The following is a 17,236-nucleotide window of genomic DNA, read 5'->3' on the forward strand; positions in this document are numbered from 1 at the left end:
AACAAATAAGTGTACGAAAAGTGGACAGGCTTTAGATCGTACACTTATTTTTATTCCCTGATTTTTCTGTAATCTGGTTTGTCCTTTTTTTGAACTAATCGTTTGCCCTGAAATACTATATCAGATCCATATTTCCTTTTTAAGTGATCTTTGGTAAGCATAAGATCTTTTTCCTTTTCTTTATTTGGCAGTTTGTTAAAAAGTGAGATCTGGCTGCCTTCTTCAAATCCTGAAACCTGAACCCCGATAAGCCTCCAGGGAGGTTTACCGCAGTTGTTGTTAAAAAGATCTCCGGCTGTTTGATATATGTCAGAATCGCTGTAGATAGTTTCCGGGAGAGTTTTACTGCGTGTTATTGTTCTGAAGTCCTGGTATCTCAATTTAATTGATACAGTTCGGGCAGTCAAACCAGTTGCCCGCAATCTGAAACCAACTCCTTCAGATAGCTCATAAATTACGCTTAGCATAATTTCAATTTGATAGATATCTTCGGGGAAAGTGGTTTCTTCAGAAATTGATTTTACTTCATGCTGTTGTTCCAGAAGCCTGCTATCCAGGCCTTGGGCAAATTGATGTGCTGTTTCAGCATAGCTGCCCAGGATCCGTTTCAGGGAACCGGTCGGGTATAGGGCTAAATCTCTGACATTTTTGATTCCGACCTGATGCAGACTTCTTTCTGCAGCTGGTCCGATACCCGGTAGCGTTCTAACCGGCAGAGGCCACAGTCTTTCTTTAATCTCGTCGATCCAGAGCGATTCCACCTTATCAGGCTTGGCCAGTTCGCAGGCAATTTTAGCGAGTAACTTGTTCGTAGATACACCGACACTCATCGGAAGTTCCAGTTCTTTTTTTACAGCATCATGTATGCTATGTCCAACACTTATGCCCTCTCCTTTCCCGACGGCAAGGTATGCTTCATCAATCGAGACCGGTTCAATTTCCGGTGTGAAACGCTCAAATATTTTCATGACCTGGTTTGAAACTTCTTTGTAACGTGACATCCGACCTCGCAGAATTATAGCATCCGGGCAGAGTGTGATAGCTTTTTTCATCGGCATAGCTGAATGAACACCATACTTTCTGGCTTCGTATGAACATGTTGATGCCACCCCTCTTCCTTCGGGGTTCCCTCCAATTATGACCGGTTTCCCCCGGAGTGCCGGGTTATCTCTTTGTTCAACAGAAGCAAAAAAAGCGTCAAGATCACACAGCAGTATTTCTCGGTTCTTTTTCATGGTTTTATCGTAGAATTTTTTAATAAAAGTGTCAAATAAATCCGGATTGTAAGTATTTAAAACGAAAGGTATTTAACCGGATGATCAAGAAATATCCGTTTATCTCAAATAATCTTAATAGTGCGGGGGTGCTCAGGATGGATGAAGGTAAATGGTTAAGCTACAATGAGTTGGCATGGATAGAGCCGGTTCTTTCTCCGCCTGATAAACATACCGAAGAAACAGAATATTATTGCCGGTTAATAAAAGAAGCTGCTGGAATAACTCCTGAGACCATCCTGCATCTGGGCAGCGGAGCCGGTATTAATGATTTTACACTTAAAAGACATTTTAAAGTTACCGGTGTTGATATAAGTGATGGCATGCTGGCTGCCTCCAGGAAGCTTAATCCTGAAGTAGAATATATCAAAGGTGACATGAGAACGATAAGGTTGAACAGGGAGTTTGATGCTGTTATCATTCCCGAGTCAATCGGCTATATGACAACTGTGGAAGATCTGCGCAGGGCAATCGTAACCGGCTATGGTCATTTGAGACGGGGTGGTGTGCTGCTGATAACTGCTCATGTCAGGGAGGAATTCCGGGAAAACAACTTTGCTTATACCGGATCAAAAGATAATCGCGAAGTTACGGTATTCGAGAACAATTACATTCCCGATCCGGAAGGTTCTATCTACGAAGCGACAATCATCTACCTGGTACGCAAAGAGGGAGAATTAAAAATCTATACGGACCGGCATCTGATAGGTCTATTTGATACCTGCACCTGGTTAGATCTGCTGGCTGAAACCGGGTGTAATTTGAGGCAGTTTGTCCTGAATGATTCATATGATCCTTACATCCTCGGTGAAGGAGAATATCTTCAAAAAGTTTTCATTTGTATCAAACCGGAAGGGGAAATCGACAGACCGTTTTTAAGCACTTAACCTGGGAAGATTATTTGTTTCCTGATATACAGCCGGAACAAATACCTTTGAGGTAAAATCTTTTACCTTCCACCAGATAATTTTCTCGCAGTCCTGGTATTTCGGGCACATGGTAATCTTTCAGACATTCACATTTACCACAGGAACGGCAGAAAAAATGGGGATGACAATGGTTTTCACCTGAACAAGTACAGAGGGCAAAAAGCCAGGTGCGATTTTCATCTTCCACACGGTGAACAAGCCCTGCTTCAACAAAGGTATCGAGAGAACGGTAAATACTTGCCGGGTCATATTGCAAATTCGAAAGACGGTTCATTAGCTCCTTATGGGACAGCGGTTTATCAGCCTCAAGTAAGGCTCTTACGAGAGCTTCTCTTCCGGTTGTAGCTTTTAATCTGTAATGTTTTAAAAGTTTTTCAGCTTCGAGTTCGCTCATTATTTTTCATCTCCTGCGTAAAAGAGATAAGAGAAAAATCGCGGTCATCACCAGGACGATTGATGCTCCGGGTGGTACCGGAAAGAAAAACGAAAGGATCAATCCACCCATGCTTCCCAGCAGACCAGTGAGTATAGATACAGCCATCATGCCCCTGTAGTTTTTACACGCCCGCTGGCCTGTTGCGCCGGGAATTACTATTAAGGCGGCAACGAGGACCACTCCTACAAGTTGAATAGCAACCATAATAGTTAAACCAATTGCGGCCAACAGGGCCATGTAAAGTGCAGTTGTTGGCAGACCACTGGCCGTGGCCATCTCTTCGTCAAAACAGATTGATAAGTATTCTTTGAAAAAGAGGATCAAGAAAGATACGACAACCATCATGGTTATGCCCATTAGCCATAATGCACCTGAAGAAACAGCCAGTATATTACCAAAGAGCAGGGAAAACAGTTCCGGGTAATAACCCTTGAAATTACTGATCAAGGCTATACCAAGGGCCATACCGAATGCATAAAAAACGCCAATTATGGTATCTTCACTTATTTTATCCCGCCTGCTGAGATAGCCTGTAGTCATAGCTGTGGCAACTGCAAATATACTGCCGGTCAAAACCGGATTAATACCAGCTGCAAGACCGATGGCAATTCCACCAAGAGATGTATGAGAGATCCCGGCGCCGAGGAATGACAGCCTTTTCAGGACCACAAAAAAAGATAGAGTAGAACAAAGAAGACCGACCATGATAGCAGCTAACAAGGCTCGCTGCATGAAAGTGTAGGCAATTAATTCAGTCACATTTATGCACCTCCCTGCCCGGAGGTTGGAGCAGATCGAACTCGCAGCGATAGGCTTCCTCCAGATGGGGGCTGACCAATACATCTCCCGGATGCCCGTGAATGTGCATAATCCGGTTAATGCAGATCAGCCGGTCAGCGATAGCTGACACAGAGACAAGATCATGAGAAACCAGTATTATTGTAAGATTATTTTCCAGTTTAAGGCGCTGTAGGAGCTTGTTGAATTTTTGTTGTGACGGGAAGTCGAGCCCGTTATTTGGTTCATCCAGTAGAAGCAGCTCCGGGTTACGAACAAGAGCACGGGCCAAAAGTATTCTTTGTTGCTCCCCACCCGAGAGATCCTGGAAAGGCTTCTGAATATATTCCTGCATGCCAACAAGTTCAAGGGCTCTAAAAATAACTTCGGAGCTATTCTTCAACCTGCGCAGGATGGTTCCCCGACTGAGCAATCCTGTGCTAACCACATCGGAGGCAGAGAGGGGAAATCGCTTTTCAAAGAGTTGCGTCTGAGGCATGTAGCCTATTTTATCCCGAATGCTGTTCAGTTGATCTATAGATTTATTCAAGACCTTCAGTTCACCCTTTACAGGTGGAATAAGGCCTAGGATAGTTCGGAGCAGGGTTGTTTTACCAGCTCCGTTTGGTCCGATTATCCCAACTAATTCACCGGCCATGACATCGAAAGAGATATTTTCAAGAACAGGGGGTCCATTAAATTTAACACCCAGGTTACTGAAGCTGATTATTGGATCCATTTTCAAATCACCCCTGTTTATTTACTCAAGAGCCTTTTGAAATATATCCAGGTTGAAGCGCATAAGATTTATGTATGAATCTCTTCCTGGTATTGTGCTCCCGCCCAGTGGATCAGCTGTGTATATTTTCGTTTCTGTTTCTTCAGCGATTCTATCAGCGAGAGCTGAAGGAAATTGCGGTTCAGTCAGGATAGCTCCGATATTGTGTTCATTAATCAGATCAATCAGTTCCGCTATCCAGCCGGAAGAAGGTTCCTGTCCCGGGAAACTGGCAATTACGGCAATTTCATTTAGACCGTAGCGGTTTGCGAAATATCTCCAGGCCGAGTGAAAGGCTATAAACCCGGTACTATTGAAATTACCTACTGCAGCTGATATGTCGCTGTCAAGCCGGGAGAGGTCATCGCGATAGCTTTCCAGATTTACTTCAAAGTAGGTTTGTTTATCAGGTGAGAGATTTATCAGCTTATCGGTTATTACCGGGGATATTTGATCCCGGACAATAATTGGGTCTAACCAGTAATGAGGATCTAAATCTTTATGAAGGTGATCTGAATGATCATGATCACAATTTTCATGACCATCATGCTCATCGAGCTCGAAGCATTCACCAGTTTCCATCAGGTTGATATAGGTTGATAGATCCAGTAGAACCAAGTCCGAACCTGCCGACCTGGCCAGCTGGACAGACCAGTCATCCAGACCTGCACCAATGGAGATAAATAGATCGGCATTGGCAATTAACCTGGCCTGATCAACTGTTGGTTCGTAGGTATGCGGACTCGAACCTGCCGGCAGCAGGTAAGAGGTCGATATTTCATTGCCACCCAATTGATCTGTAATATCAGCCAGGGGGAAGATGGTGGTAACTATCTTGATATGCGAAGATGAATCATTGTTGCCCGATAAGTCGCCGGTTTTGCATCCACCTGAAACAAGGACGAGGAAAAAGATCAACAGGAAGGCGGGAAGTATTTTTTTCTTCATTTAATGCTCTCCAATTTATTATTCTTTACGTAAATGCAAATGACTTGCGTTTACGTAAAGAATAGCATAATGATCAGACCGTGGCAAGAAAAGATAAACATTTTTCAAAAAAATAAGCAATAAGCTAATCAATGTTATTATCCTTCTTTATAGGATTTATGCAGAGCGCTGTCGAATATTTTATATATTCTGATAAGGGGTGATCTTAATGTATCACATTCTGCTAGCAGTGGATGGTTCGGAACATACGAAAAAGGTTGTTGAAGAGGCCCTGTTGATTGCTGAAGCGATGAAAGCCAAGATTTCTGTAATAACCGTTGTGGGAGAAAATATATTCAGCCCCCGTGTTTCGGTTCATTTTTCCGATGAGAACTGGGAGATGATTCACCGTTACCTGAGAGAAGAGGCTGAAGAAATTGTTAATAATGCTGCCAAACCATTTATGGAAAAAGGATTGGATGTTAGCACTGATGTTATAATGGGACATCAATCACCGGCGGATGCGATATGCGAGAGAGCAAGTGAACTGAAGGCAAACATGATTGTCGTCGGCAGCCGCGGATTAAGAGGTATAAAAGAGATGTTTTTGGGAAGTGTGAGCAACCGCGTAGCTCATCTGGGCAGCACAAATATCATGATTGCAAAATAGAAGGAAAGATTGAGCCAGAGAGATCTGAAGTGTTTATCCGATCGCAAATGCAGTCTTTAAAAGAAATCGCAATGATACTATGATTTAATTAACCAAACAAATGAAAGGGGTAATATTATACCTGATTTCGGTCATCCATTTTCCGGATTATCATCGGAACGCAAGCTTACTCACGAGGAATTGATCAGGGCAGTCCGCTTTATGGTTGCAGTCGAGTATGAAGCGATTCAGCTTTACATGCAGCTGGCAGAGTCAATTGATAATCAGCTGGCAATTACTGTTCTTAAAGATATTGCTGATGAGGAAAGAGTTCATGCCGGAGAGTTTCTACGACTGCTGAAGGAACTTGATCCGGAAGAAGAAGAACTGTACCAGGAAGGTTATGAAGAGGTAGAGGAACTGATGGAGGAGCTCGAATAAGGAGTAGGTGCCATTTGCTTTATCACCGACCGCTATCTGCTACAAGAAAAATAGTAAAATATCTTTTATTGATCCTGTTAGTTTTATTCACTATGCTATCGGTACTACCTTACCTTATACCTGTACGACAGTTGAATACGAGTCGGCATGATCTGAGTTTTATTAACAGTAGTTTTGCCAAAATTGATGATCAGGAAATACATTACCGCCTGTGGGGCGCCGACGATGAACAGGCAGAAAAGATTCTCCTAATTCATGGGTTTGGCGCTTCTACTTTTTCATGGCGATTTACAGCACCATACCTTGAAGAACACGGTTACACGGTTATAGCTTCCGACCTGCCCGGCTTCGGGTTGTCTGAACGAAAAGCCGGCTTAGACCATACTTCAGAAGCCAGGGCTGAATTAATGTGGGAGTTACTTGATAAGATCTGCCCTGAAAGTAAATGGCATCTGGTCGGCCACTCAATGGGAGGGGCTGTAGTTACGGCAATGGCCCTGCAAGAGCCGGATAGAGTAGAGAGTTTAACACTTGTTGCGGGAGCGGTTTTTGGCGCGGAAAACAAATTTATTCAAACTCTTTTTCGATATCCTCCATCCGGGCGCTGGGTTAAAGTTTTGGCCACGCATATGATTTTAAGGGAAAATAGAATTAAAGAATTGCTCGCTTCCGCATATGGTCGCGAACCGGTTTCTGATGAGGTGGAGGGTTATTTTCAGCCTGTGACCGTTGAAAAGAGCGAGGAGGTTTTTGCCGATCTTATGAAAACCGGCATTACATCCATGGCAGATCGAGTGGAAGAAGTCGAATTGCCTGTACTCCTGGTCTGGGGGGAGGAAGATGCCTGGGTGCCTCTTGAACAGGGGCGGAAGCTGGTTGATAAGTTTCCCCGCGCAGATCTGGTGATCATTCCCGAAGAAGGGCATGTTCCGATGGAAACATCTCCGGTGATATTTAATGAGATCCTGCTTATATTTATCAGTGAAGTAACTGATCGTGATTAGGGTAGTACATCACTGAGGATCCTGTAGAAGTTTTTAGAGGTAATCCGGGCGATATCTTCCGAAGTGAACCCTCTTCTTTTGAGGCCGGTTATCAAGCCGGACAATCCAGTAACATCTTCCAGACCATGAAGTACTTTATCGATGCCGTCAAAATCTGAACCGATACCCAGGTGCTCTGTTCCGATAATATCAGCGATATAAACAAAATGGTCAAGCAGCCTGTCAAAAGTTGGATTCTTCGGATCGATAAAATCAGGGTAAAATGATACACCGATAACACCGTCGTTTTCGCTCAGCTTTTTTAGCTCTTCATCTGAAAGATTTCGTGGGTGGTTGCATAGAGAGCGGGCATTTGCGTGGGATACCACAACCGGTTTGCTGCTGGTTTCAACTGCTTCAAAAAAACCATCTTCGTTAATATGGGCCAGGTCAACCAGCATGCCCATTCGGTTCATTTCGACGATCACATTTTTCCCGAAGCTAGTCAAACCTTCACCTCTTATTCCACTGCCTACACCTGTAGCCAGCTGATTTTGTTGGTTCCAGGTCAGACCAATGGCGCGGATGCCCAATCGGAATAGACTTTGGAGGACAGCAATTTCTCCTTCAAGCGCTTCACCACCTTCAATACAGAGTAGAGCTCCAATCTTATCGCTGTTAAAAAGGTTTTTTAAATCTGCAGCGGAGTATATGGTGATAAAATCATCAGGGCAGCTTTCCATGGTTTCAAAATATCGCTCCAGAAGCGTAAGGCAGCGCTTTAATGATCCGACTGGCTTATACTCTTCTTCGATATAGAGGGCGAAAAATTGTAGTTTAACATTACCTTCTTTTAAACGGGGAAGATCGAGATGGCCCTCCCCGTTTCTCTTCGAAAAATCATAATTATCTGTATCAAATAACCTGACCGTATCGCAATGGCCATCTATTATCGGGTATTCCATATACTGTGATCACTTCCTAGTCTATTCTTCTTCCGGTTTTGGTTTCTCTTTTACAAAATAGTATTTGATCCTGCGTCCACTGCTTTTTACTGCATCTCCAAGACCCCGGGCCAGATTTTCACCTTTCTGAAAAGTTGTCTTTCCGGCATTATAAGTTTTTTTCGAGGTTTGTGTAATCAGATTTTGCCCGTAACGGAAAGGTCGTTTTCCTGCTTTTGCCGTAGCTTTGATTACAGCTTTGGTTACGATGTATGTTGATTCGCTCAAAACTTTTGCCAGCAGGGCGGCAGCCTGTACTGCCGCAGCATGTCTCAGCTGAGTTTTTTCAGGTTTTACCAGTGAGGAACAATATTGTTTTGTAATCACCCCCACTCGTAAGGTTAGATAGGCATTTGATGAACCCTGGATTATTGAATTGGTAATCAAATTTGCTGCGGTGTTAAAAGCTGGAGTCAGTGATGAGAGGGAACTACCCATAATTGAAGCGATTACCGGTTCAAGCTGATCTTCGAGCAACTCCAGGTTTTCGATCCTGGTTGCCAGGAAAGCGGTAGCGAAAACGTTACCGTAGAGATAGGCCAGTTCACGCAGATTAGGCCGCTGATTGTAAAGCAGAGATACCTGCCAGATCATCCTGAATTGGCTGAGGGCAACAATCACGGCGTCTAGTGCGCCATATTGAGAGATGGCAGTCATGATAAAAACGCCGCCTGCAGCTTCTTTAAGCCTGCTGTCGGCCAATATATCAAGTTCTTTTAGGGCAGCATCTATCGCTTCGCGATCCTCCGGATCTATTTTGTCATCTTTCACATGTGGATTTCTTGACAGCCTTTTGGCAAGCTGTTGAAGGTATCTGCGGTATTCTTCTCCCTCTGTATCTTCCGGAGGGAACAGGGTCAGCGGTCTCTTGAAAATTAAAAACAGGGGAACGATGATAACCGCGGCATAAACAGCCAGTAATAAATATAAAACTATTTGCCCCAGGACAGGATGAATTCCGGTTGCCAGCGATACAGCCTGACTTGTCTGATTAATGACAAATAAGATAAAGAGAAGGGTCAGGAATGCAGTAATTGTGACCATAATTTTTTTAATAAATCCAGACATTAAGTCACCTGCTCTCAGATTACTTTCAATTCCCTGCCAACCTTGATAAAAGCTGAAATTGCCTTATCCAAATGTTCTTTTTCGTGGGCTGCAGATAGCTGAACCCTGATCCGCGCTTTACCCCTGGGGACAACAGGGAAGGCAAATCCGATAACATAGATTCCTTCTTTTAACATCAGGTCGGCCATCTTCAGGGCTAGAGGTTCATTGTAGAGCATGACTGGAACAATTGCGGTTTCTCCAGGAACTACTGTGAAACCGGCATTAATCATTTTTTGGCGGAAATAAGCTGCGTTTTCCATAACTTTATCACGTAATTCGTTGGAACTTGAAAGCATTTCAATAACTTTCAATGTGCCTCCGACCACGGCAGGAGCAAGAGAATTAGAAAAGAGGTAAGGTCTGGATCGCTGGCGAAGCATCTCGATCAGTTCGATTCTTCCCGATGTACACCCTCCCATAGCTCCTCCGAGTGCTTTGCCGAATGTAGTTGTGATCAGGTCTATTTTGCCTTCCAACCCGAAGTGTTCGAAGCTTCCCCGGCCGGTCTTTCCGATATAGCCTGTCGCGTGGCTGTCATCAACCATAACCAGGGCATCATATTCTTCAGCCAGCTTACAGATTTCAGGAAGTTTGGCTATATCTCCATCCATGGAGAATACACCGTCGGTTGCGATTAAACGATACCTGGACTGCTTTGCCTCCTCAAGGCAGTTACGCAGCTCTTTCATGTCAGAATGTTTATAACGGTATCGCGCAGCTTTACACAACCTGACTCCGTCGATAATCGAAGCATGATTTAACTCGTCAGATATTATGGCACTATCTTCTCCAAGCAGAGGTTCAAAGATACCACCGTTAGCGTCAAAACAGGCTGCGTATAATATAGTATCTTCGGTATGCAGAAATTCAGATACCTTCTGTTCAAGTTCTTTGTGAATCTGCTGAGTGCCGCAGATAAACCTGACTGATGAAAGTCCGTAGCCCCACATTTCCATAGTATTCCTGGCTGCTTCAATAACTGCGGGATGGCTGGCCAGGCCAAGGTAATTATTTGCACAAAAATTAAGGACTTTTTCACCGGAAGAAATTGAAATATTTGATGATTGCGGACTCGTTATGATCCGTTCTTTTTTATATAACCCGTCCTGCTGCAATACCTTAAATTGTGAACGTAAATCTTCAAGAATCTTTTTTGACATGTGATCCACCTTCCTGAACAGACTTTTTCCGACAAAGTTTTATTTCAGCTTTTTGGAAAGGATAGAAAGCATATCTTTGGTCATCGCTGTAAGATCATATTTTGGATTCCAGCCCCATTCGCTGCGGGCTGCTGAATCGTCAAGCGAATCAGGCCAGCTATCGGCGATAGACTGACGGACGGGATCAATTTCGTAATCGATTTCTAATTGAGGCAAATGTTTCTTTATCTCAGCAGCGAGCTGGAGTGGAGTTACAGTGATTGCCGAAACATTGAAAGCATTCCGATGCTGCAATCTAAAAGGATCTGCTTCCATAAGCTGGACCGCTCCTTCAAGTACATCGGGCATGTAGATCATATCTATAGAGCTATCTTCTTTTAAAAAACAAGTGTAGCGGCTTTTCTTAAGAGCATCATAAAAAATGTGGACGGCATAATCAGTAGTACCGCCACCAGGCATGGCAGCACTTGAGATAACGCCGGGATACCTGAGACCGCGAATATCAAGATCATATTTCAGGTGATAGTAATCGCAAAGCAGTTCACCGGAAACTTTGGATACACCGTAAATGGAAGTCGGTCTGGTAAGGGCATCCTGAGGAGTCTTAACTTTCGGTGCATCGGGACCAAAAACAGCTATTGAACTGGGGAAAAAGAGAGAGCACTTATATGCCCGGGCAATCTCGAGGACATTCACCAGTCCGTTCATATTAATTTCCCATAGCTCCTGTGGGTTGCTTTCCCCCCGGGCTGATAGCATGGAAGCCAGATGATATATAGTATCTATCTCATATTTCTTAACGGTATAATCAATCTGTTCAGGCCGGGTAATGTCAATAAGTTCAAAAGGTCCTTCATAGAGGATTGTGCATTCCTCCCTGATCCTTCTGCCGGAAGCAACGACATTTTCCAGGCCGTAAATATTTCTGAGATAGGGGACCAATTCTGTTCCGATCTGGCCCATTGCACCGGTAACCAATATTTTTTTCACTGCAGATTTTTCCTCCCTAAATATGTTTGCCTCCAGCGAGACATAGTTAATCAGACTTAGTGATTAAGCCTGAATATTTAATAATTCTGTTTTTAAAGGTAGATCCCTTTATTTGCTATTACCGGAACAATGCTTACCCGGGTGTCAATAACAAAGGTTGGAATAAAAATATGTTATAATAAAAAACCAAACTCCATGATAAAGCTGGTGAACTGTAATGAAAATGATTAAAACCGCATGTTCGTTGGATTGCTGGGATCAGTGTGCTTTTTTGGTTGGAGTAGAGAATGGGAAAATAGCTTCCATCGGGCCTGATCCGGATCAACCGATTACAGCCTGCAGCATTTGTGTCAAGGGAAAGAAGCATCTGGAAAGATTTTATCATCCCCATCGGTTGATGAACCCTTTACTGAAAAAGGCTGGTAGTTTTACACGAGTAAGCTGGAATGAAGCTCTTCATACTATGGCGGAAAAGATATCCAAATCATTAAATAACCACGGACCGCTCTCACTGCTCCACTTTTTTGATGGTGGATACGGGGGGCTTCTGAAGAATATTGAATCAAGATTTTTCAGTGCTCTTGGAGGATGCACCATGCATCGGGGCAGCCTGTGCTGGGGTGCCGGATTGGCGGCACAGCGTTATGACTTTGGCACGATCATGTCACACCACCATGAGGATTTGATCAATTCAAAACTGATTGTTATCTGGGGCCGGAATCCTGCTTATACCCAGGTTCACTTGCTACCCTATATACGCAGAGCCAGTGAAAAAGGGGCAAAGGTTATTTTGATTGATCCAATCCGGACCGCCACGGCTGGTCTGGCCGATGAGCATGTCAGAATCAATCCCGGTACTGATGGTGCGCTTGCCCTGGGCATGGCGGGAATTATAATTGAGTCAGGGATTGCTGATTTTAATTTCATATCCAGTTATACCACCGGTTTTGAACAGTATAGGGAACTGTGTGCTGACTACACGCCGGACAAAACCGCAGAAATTACAGGGATCCCTTCAGAAAAAATCATGAAACTTGCACTGGATTATGCCGGCCATAAACCAGCTTCTTTAATGATCGGTTTTGGAGTGCAGCGACACAGCAACGGGGGGAATACTATCCGGGCTATTGATGCCCTCGCTGCTGTAACCGGTAATATAGGGATTGCGGGTGGCGGTGCCAATTATGCCAATTTCAGAACCACCCGCCTGATTGATCATGATTACCTCGGCGGAGTGGATCTTAACCCAACTCACCGCATATATTCGAAACCAAAGCTTGCAGAAACAATTATGAATTTAAAAGATCCCGAAATTGATTTTCTTTACATTAGCCGCTCAAACCCGATGGTTCAGATCGGTGACAGTGAATTAATGCGTGCGGCTCTATCAAAGGTACCGTTTGTTGTTACTGCCGACCATTTCATGACCGATACCGCTGCGGCATCCGATCTGGTTCTGCCGGCTGCCTGTTTCCCCGAAGCAGAAGATATTTTCTTCACTTCGATGAGCCACCAGTATCTAAATTATGGACCAAAAATTATCGACCCTCCAGGTGAATGCCGGGTTGAATACGACTATCTGAAGGAATTGGCAGATCTTCTGGGCGTTGAGGGATTTCCGGAAGCTGATTCATCCGAACTGCTGACCCGGGCTATACGACCTCTCACTGCTGCCCTGGGGATCACTTTGGAAGATATCAAAGAAAAATCTCCGCTGCTTCTTCCGGGAGGCAATGAAATCCCCTGGGCTGACCGGGTGTTTGAAACTGCAGATGGGAAATACAACTTCGATTCGGAGAAAGCTGTTAATGATGGGGCTGATGGTTTGCCCCTGTACCACGAACCTATTGAGCTGAGTGACCAGAATATCCGGGGAAAAGGTTATCGTTATTGGTTTGCCACACCACATCCACGAAATTCCATACACTCCATTCACCGCCTGAACAGCGCCGATGAAATCTGGGCTTACATCTCTTCTGAGACTGCCCGGTTCGAGAATCTTGTTGATGGTGAAGAGGTCAGGGTTTCTTCAATCCGGGGAACCATTGAGTTAAAAGTGAAGATAAGTGACAACGTGCCTCCCGAGACAGTCATGGTTTATGAAGGATGGTGGCATAATACCGGTAGTGTTGTAAATAAACTTGCCCCTGACCGGGTTACCGATATCGGTGATCAGGCCGCTTACTACGATTGTTTATGTCGAATTGATAAAAAGAATATGCAAGTTAAAGCATGATCGAACATAAATTCCGGGATTATTTTGTATCTGACTTATTTTGTGTTACTATAAAAATCAAAGTCAGGGATATCCTTATAAAACATATAACTATAATAGAAACTCCAGTAATTCACCACTACGCTGCAAATTTAATTTCATGTTGATCACGAAAGGTTTGTTTATTCTGTACTTCATACCGGTTATTTTAATCATTTTATTACTGGCCTGGCTGATTTACAGAAAACAGCTGCAGAACCTGGTCAGGCCTTTAAAATACAGAGCTCAGTTTTCAGGAGCCCCTTTGTATATAGCTGGAAGTACCAGTGGTTCTCCCATGAGTGAGATGGGAAGCCATTTAGGTTTTAAAACGGTTCCTGAAAGCGCCAGGGCGGGATGCAGCGCTCTTTTTGCTACCATTACATCACTTGGAGCAGGCAGGCTGTATGACTTCGCTTTCAGACTTTATGCAGATGGTGATAAGAAATATTTTAAGTTATCCAAACCGCGAAAAGTACATTTTAATCCATACTGCATTGAAGAAGAAGCAGAAGACCTTCATTTCCGCATGCGCAGCAGGTTGTTTTTTATTCAGCATAATCTTGCTATTTTTGAATCTGTGTGGGAATCTGACAGAGAAACGAGAGTCCAGCCGGCCTGTTATTTTATACCAACTGCCGGGCGGGATCTGGAAAATCCTTATCCGCATTTTAACGGGTTCACTTTTTTCAAGGAAAACGGGAGAGGTATTCACCTTTCCAATTATCATCGGATTCCCGGTCAGAAGCTTTATATTTATTTCCTGCCTTCGGAGGGAGGACAGGCTGGAAAGAAAGAACTGCGTGGGCCCAAGGTAAGATTGCTCCCCGGAGAGATTTTTAAATGGTCGATTATAATCTCATTTTCAGCAGATTTTTCTGATTTACCGAAACTAAGGGCAGAGAGAGCACTTGATCATCTGGAGAAATTGATAGAAACTGCAGAAAACCGCTGGAGAAAATTTCACAGCAGTATTACTCTTCCCTGTGAATCGGAAAAGGAATCGGCGAGAAGGACTCTTGAACTTGCTTCCTGGGCCTTAAACAATAGTTTGTACTACCCGCGAGGTAATATGAAACGTTGGGGTTCAGTACCATCAAAAGTTTACTTCCCATTTATATGGGGTTGGGATACTCCGCAGCATGTTCTCGGAATAAGCGAATGGAACCCCGGGAAAGCTGCTGAAGTGCTGCTCACCCAGCTCGAAGGCAACAGCCGGGCCAGGGATAAAGCCCGGTTTAAACTGAGGGTTAAAGGGATAACAATTTTTTCAGGTTCCGAGCGCAGCCATATCCCCAGTAAAGTTGATGATTCTTTAAAAGGGGTGCTTGATCTGTATTCTCAGCCACCCCTGCAATCCTGGGCAGCTGTCAGGGTTTATGAACGATTCAGCCATGCCGGGGAAAGAGAAAAATTCCTGAAAATGGCACTACCTCCCTTACGCGAGAATTTGCACTGGTGGGAAGAAAATCGAAAACTGAAAAATGGTTTCTTTTCTTATCTGAACGGTCTTGAATCAGGGCTTGATGACAGCCCCCGTTTCTACCCACCCAGTTTTCTTCCCAGTTTTATTATCGGACTGGTTCCGCGTTTTTTCAGTGCGGTTGATTTAAACTGCTGGCTGTTCCAATCTTATCTTAATGTGGCTTACCTCTGCAGGAAAGCCGGATTGATAGATGAAGCAGCAAGATATAATGAACATAGCGGCGAACTGAAGAAGAAAATAACCGAGGGGTTATGGTCTTCGAAGCAGGAAGCCTGGTTGGACAGACGTAACGGAACATTTATCGAGGTGATGACTCCGGCAATATGGTGGCCGGTTTTTACAGGAGCCTGTAATTGCCTGGAGAAAATCCGGACGGTTATAGAAAAACACTTATTGGATCCTGATAAATTCTGGGGTGAATATGGCATTCCAAGTGTTGCTTTCAATGACTATAACTATAACAGCAGGAAGGATGGTTATTACTGGCGAGGACAGATCTGGATGATAAACAACTACGCTGCTCTGGAGGTTTTGTACCGCTTCGGTTACACGAGAGAAGCTTCGCTGCTGCATGAAAGGATTACCCGCACATTATACAATTCTGCAGGGTTGTATGAAACCTATAATGCAGAAACCGGGGCCATAGGTTGGAGTTCACGCGGGCCGGGGGACCCGGCTGTAATGCAGTTCGGTATGTCTTCAGCATGGGCAATACAGATTCTTTACTGTCGTTATCAGCATTTTTGTTATATCTTCCCTGAAACAAGGGAGCTGACAGGATATATTCAGTGGGCGACAACATTTGATCATTCCCCTCGACTGTCTCCACCCAGCGTGGAATCAGAGCCAGATGAAGCCGTACTGCAGGTTGATTTGCCCGGAGGGCAGGGCTATGATCTTCCCAAATTGAACTTTAAAAGCCTTGACAACAAACCGCTCTTATTGTCTTCCGAACTTAGCCTGAGATTTGATATTTCTGCCGGAAGAAGCAATCAAGATGATGAAATAGTTTTTATCTGGATGGGCCAGCGTTACAATGTAAAACCTGAAATGAATTATATTCTCAGAATCAACGGGGCTGGCGGTGAATTAATCACAATCTGACTTAGAGAAAAAGATTACAGGAGGTTTAATTTTGTTCATTGATTTAATGGTCCGGGGTTTGATAGTCCTCATTTTTCTATCAGGATCTCTCGTTATCAGTTACTATATTACCCGTTTAATAGCATTAATAATCCCTTTCTTTATCATCAGTGAGATATTACTATGGTCCGGTACTGTGGTATTATCATCGCTTATACTGATGGGAGTTGCTTACTATTACGTATACCATGGTTTTGGCACACAGGCAGACATTATCCGTAGGTTTTCCGATGCGGATAATAAAGTTGTCCTCACCTTCGATGATGGTCCGGGAAAACTTTATACAGAAGAAATTCTGAAAGTCCTTTCTGCCAAGAAAGCAAGGGCAACATTTTTTATGGTTGGCAGCCAGATTGAAAAATATCCCGAGATTGCCCGGAAGGTAGTTGAGGAAGGGCATGAAATAGGCAACCATACATATGGACATATTACCGTCCCCAACACATCACCACCTCAACTGACGGCCCAGATCATGCGGACAAACCTGCTTCTTCTTCAGAATACAGGCACATACCCGCAGTATCTCCGGCCGCCGCGGGGGCTTTATGATATGCGGATGCGCCGTATCGCTAAATTGCTGGGGCAGGAGTTGATCTTGTGGAGCATATCATCACAGGATTGGCATCCCAGGTCTACTGCTTCAGGTGTTACACGTAGAATTCTTGAAAGAGTTTCTGCCGGAGATATCATTTTGTTTCATGACAGCGGTTCTCTGCTGGGTGGTGAAGGAGCAAACCGCTGTTCCACTGTGGACGCGCTGGGGCCCGTAATTGACGGCTTAAGAGCAAAAGGACTGGAGATAGAAAGCCTGGAAAACCTGTTGGCCCGAAGATCAGGTCAGGAAAAGTGATGAGCAGTAAGGAAGGGTAGAAGTGTCACTCCGGTATCTGGTATA

General features: G+C 44.1%; 17 protein-coding genes. 8 read left to right on the forward strand and 9 right to left on the reverse strand.

Annotated elements, in window-relative coordinates; all coding sequences use genetic code 11:
* Window positions 1-50: 50 nt before the first annotated feature.
* On the reverse strand, window positions 51-1,235 hold the full coding sequence (dinB, locus tag SCJ97_04660) for a DNA polymerase IV (protein ID MDW7739333.1): 1,185 nt from the start codon (window positions 1,233-1,235) through the stop codon (window positions 51-53).
* A gap of 137 nt (window positions 1,236-1,372) precedes the next feature.
* Here dinB and SCJ97_04665 point away from each other — a divergent pair, with 137 nt between their 5' ends.
* On the forward strand, window positions 1,373-2,161 hold the full coding sequence (locus tag SCJ97_04665) for a class I SAM-dependent methyltransferase (GenBank protein MDW7739334.1): 789 nt from the start codon (window positions 1,373-1,375) through the stop codon (window positions 2,159-2,161).
* A gap of 10 nt (window positions 2,162-2,171) precedes the next feature.
* Here SCJ97_04665 and SCJ97_04670 read toward each other — a convergent pair whose 3' ends face one another.
* From SCJ97_04670 to SCJ97_04685, 4 genes are read right to left on the reverse strand one after another with little or no spacing between them, the layout of a single operon-like run.
* The gene (locus SCJ97_04670; GenBank protein ID MDW7739335.1) at window positions 2,172-2,597 is read right to left on the reverse strand and encodes a Fur family transcriptional regulator; all 426 of its coding nucleotides are present in this window, start codon (window positions 2,595-2,597) and stop codon (window positions 2,172-2,174) included.
* Between the two features lie 6 nt (window positions 2,598-2,603).
* On the reverse strand, window positions 2,604-3,398 hold the full coding sequence (locus tag SCJ97_04675) for a metal ABC transporter permease (protein MDW7739336.1): 795 nt from the start codon (window positions 3,396-3,398) through the stop codon (window positions 2,604-2,606).
* Complete coding sequence (locus SCJ97_04680; GenBank protein MDW7739337.1) at window positions 3,391-4,155, reverse strand: metal ABC transporter ATP-binding protein; 765 nt, start codon at window positions 4,153-4,155, stop codon at window positions 3,391-3,393. Before SCJ97_04680 ends, SCJ97_04675 begins: the two co-directional genes overlap by 8 nt.
* Before the next feature lie 21 nt (window positions 4,156-4,176).
* Window positions 4,177-5,142, reverse strand: a complete 966-nt coding sequence (locus tag SCJ97_04685; GenBank protein ID MDW7739338.1) for a metal ABC transporter substrate-binding protein — start codon at window positions 5,140-5,142, stop codon at window positions 4,177-4,179.
* Between the two features lie 208 nt (window positions 5,143-5,350).
* Here SCJ97_04685 and SCJ97_04690 point away from each other — a divergent pair, with 208 nt between their 5' ends.
* The 4 genes from SCJ97_04690 to SCJ97_04705 all read left to right on the forward strand — a co-directional run bounded on the left by SCJ97_04690 (window position 5,351) and on the right by SCJ97_04705 (window position 7,215).
* Entirely contained in the window at window positions 5,351-5,791 is a 441-nt protein-coding gene (locus SCJ97_04690) for a universal stress protein (GenBank protein MDW7739339.1), read from the forward strand.
* 117 nt (window positions 5,792-5,908) lie between these two features.
* A complete protein-coding gene (locus tag SCJ97_04695) occupies window positions 5,909-6,211 on the forward strand; it encodes a ferritin family protein (protein MDW7739340.1) in 303 nt (100 codons plus the stop codon).
* A 7-nt stretch (window positions 6,212-6,218) separates the two neighbouring features.
* Window positions 6,219-6,362, forward strand: a complete 144-nt coding sequence (locus SCJ97_04700) for a hypothetical protein (protein ID MDW7739341.1) — start codon at window positions 6,219-6,221, stop codon at window positions 6,360-6,362.
* Window positions 6,343-7,215, forward strand: coding sequence for an alpha/beta hydrolase (locus SCJ97_04705; protein ID MDW7739342.1), 873 nt, complete (start codon window positions 6,343-6,345; stop codon window positions 7,213-7,215). Before SCJ97_04700 ends, SCJ97_04705 begins: the two co-directional genes overlap by 20 nt.
* Here SCJ97_04705 and SCJ97_04710 read toward each other — a convergent pair.
* The 4 genes from SCJ97_04710 to SCJ97_04725 are packed head-to-tail and all read right to left on the reverse strand — an operon-like array spanning window position 7,212 to window position 11,458.
* Window positions 7,212-8,159, reverse strand: a complete 948-nt coding sequence (locus SCJ97_04710; protein ID MDW7739343.1) for a dipeptidase — start codon at window positions 8,157-8,159, stop codon at window positions 7,212-7,214. The two genes, SCJ97_04705 and SCJ97_04710, sit on opposite strands and share 4 nt — an antisense overlap.
* A gap of 21 nt (window positions 8,160-8,180) precedes the next feature.
* Window positions 8,181-9,266: a DUF697 domain-containing protein gene (locus tag SCJ97_04715; protein ID MDW7739344.1), complete on the reverse strand. Its 1,086-nt coding sequence runs from the start codon at window positions 9,264-9,266 to the stop codon at window positions 8,181-8,183.
* A 14-nt stretch (window positions 9,267-9,280) separates the two neighbouring features.
* A complete protein-coding gene (gene kbl / locus SCJ97_04720; protein MDW7739345.1) occupies window positions 9,281-10,468 on the reverse strand; it encodes a glycine C-acetyltransferase in 1,188 nt (395 codons plus the stop codon).
* A 39-nt stretch (window positions 10,469-10,507) separates the two neighbouring features.
* Window positions 10,508-11,458 carry an NAD-dependent epimerase/dehydratase family protein gene (locus SCJ97_04725; GenBank protein MDW7739346.1) on the reverse strand — a complete coding sequence of 317 codons (951 nt, stop codon included), beginning with the start codon at window positions 11,456-11,458 and terminating at the stop codon, window positions 10,508-10,510.
* A 217-nt stretch (window positions 11,459-11,675) separates the two neighbouring features.
* Between SCJ97_04725 and SCJ97_04730 the strand changes: the two genes are divergently transcribed.
* The 3 genes from SCJ97_04730 (at window position 11,676) to SCJ97_04740 (ending at window position 17,191) form a co-directional block, all read left to right on the forward strand.
* Window positions 11,676-13,694, forward strand: coding sequence for a molybdopterin-dependent oxidoreductase (locus SCJ97_04730; protein ID MDW7739347.1), 2,019 nt, complete (start codon window positions 11,676-11,678; stop codon window positions 13,692-13,694).
* Window positions 13,695-13,833: 139 nt separating this feature from the next.
* The gene (locus SCJ97_04735; protein MDW7739348.1) at window positions 13,834-16,302 is read left to right on the forward strand and encodes a trehalase family glycosidase; all 2,469 of its coding nucleotides are present in this window, start codon (window positions 13,834-13,836) and stop codon (window positions 16,300-16,302) included.
* A gap of 31 nt (window positions 16,303-16,333) precedes the next feature.
* Entirely contained in the window at window positions 16,334-17,191 is an 858-nt protein-coding gene (locus SCJ97_04740) for a polysaccharide deacetylase family protein (protein ID MDW7739349.1), read from the forward strand.
* The last annotated feature ends 45 nt before the right edge of the window (window positions 17,192-17,236 follow it).

It is taken from the genome of Bacillota bacterium (genome assembly GCA_033549065.1).
Taxonomy (GTDB): domain Bacteria; phylum Bacillota; class Dethiobacteria; order DTU022; family DTU022; genus JAWSUE01.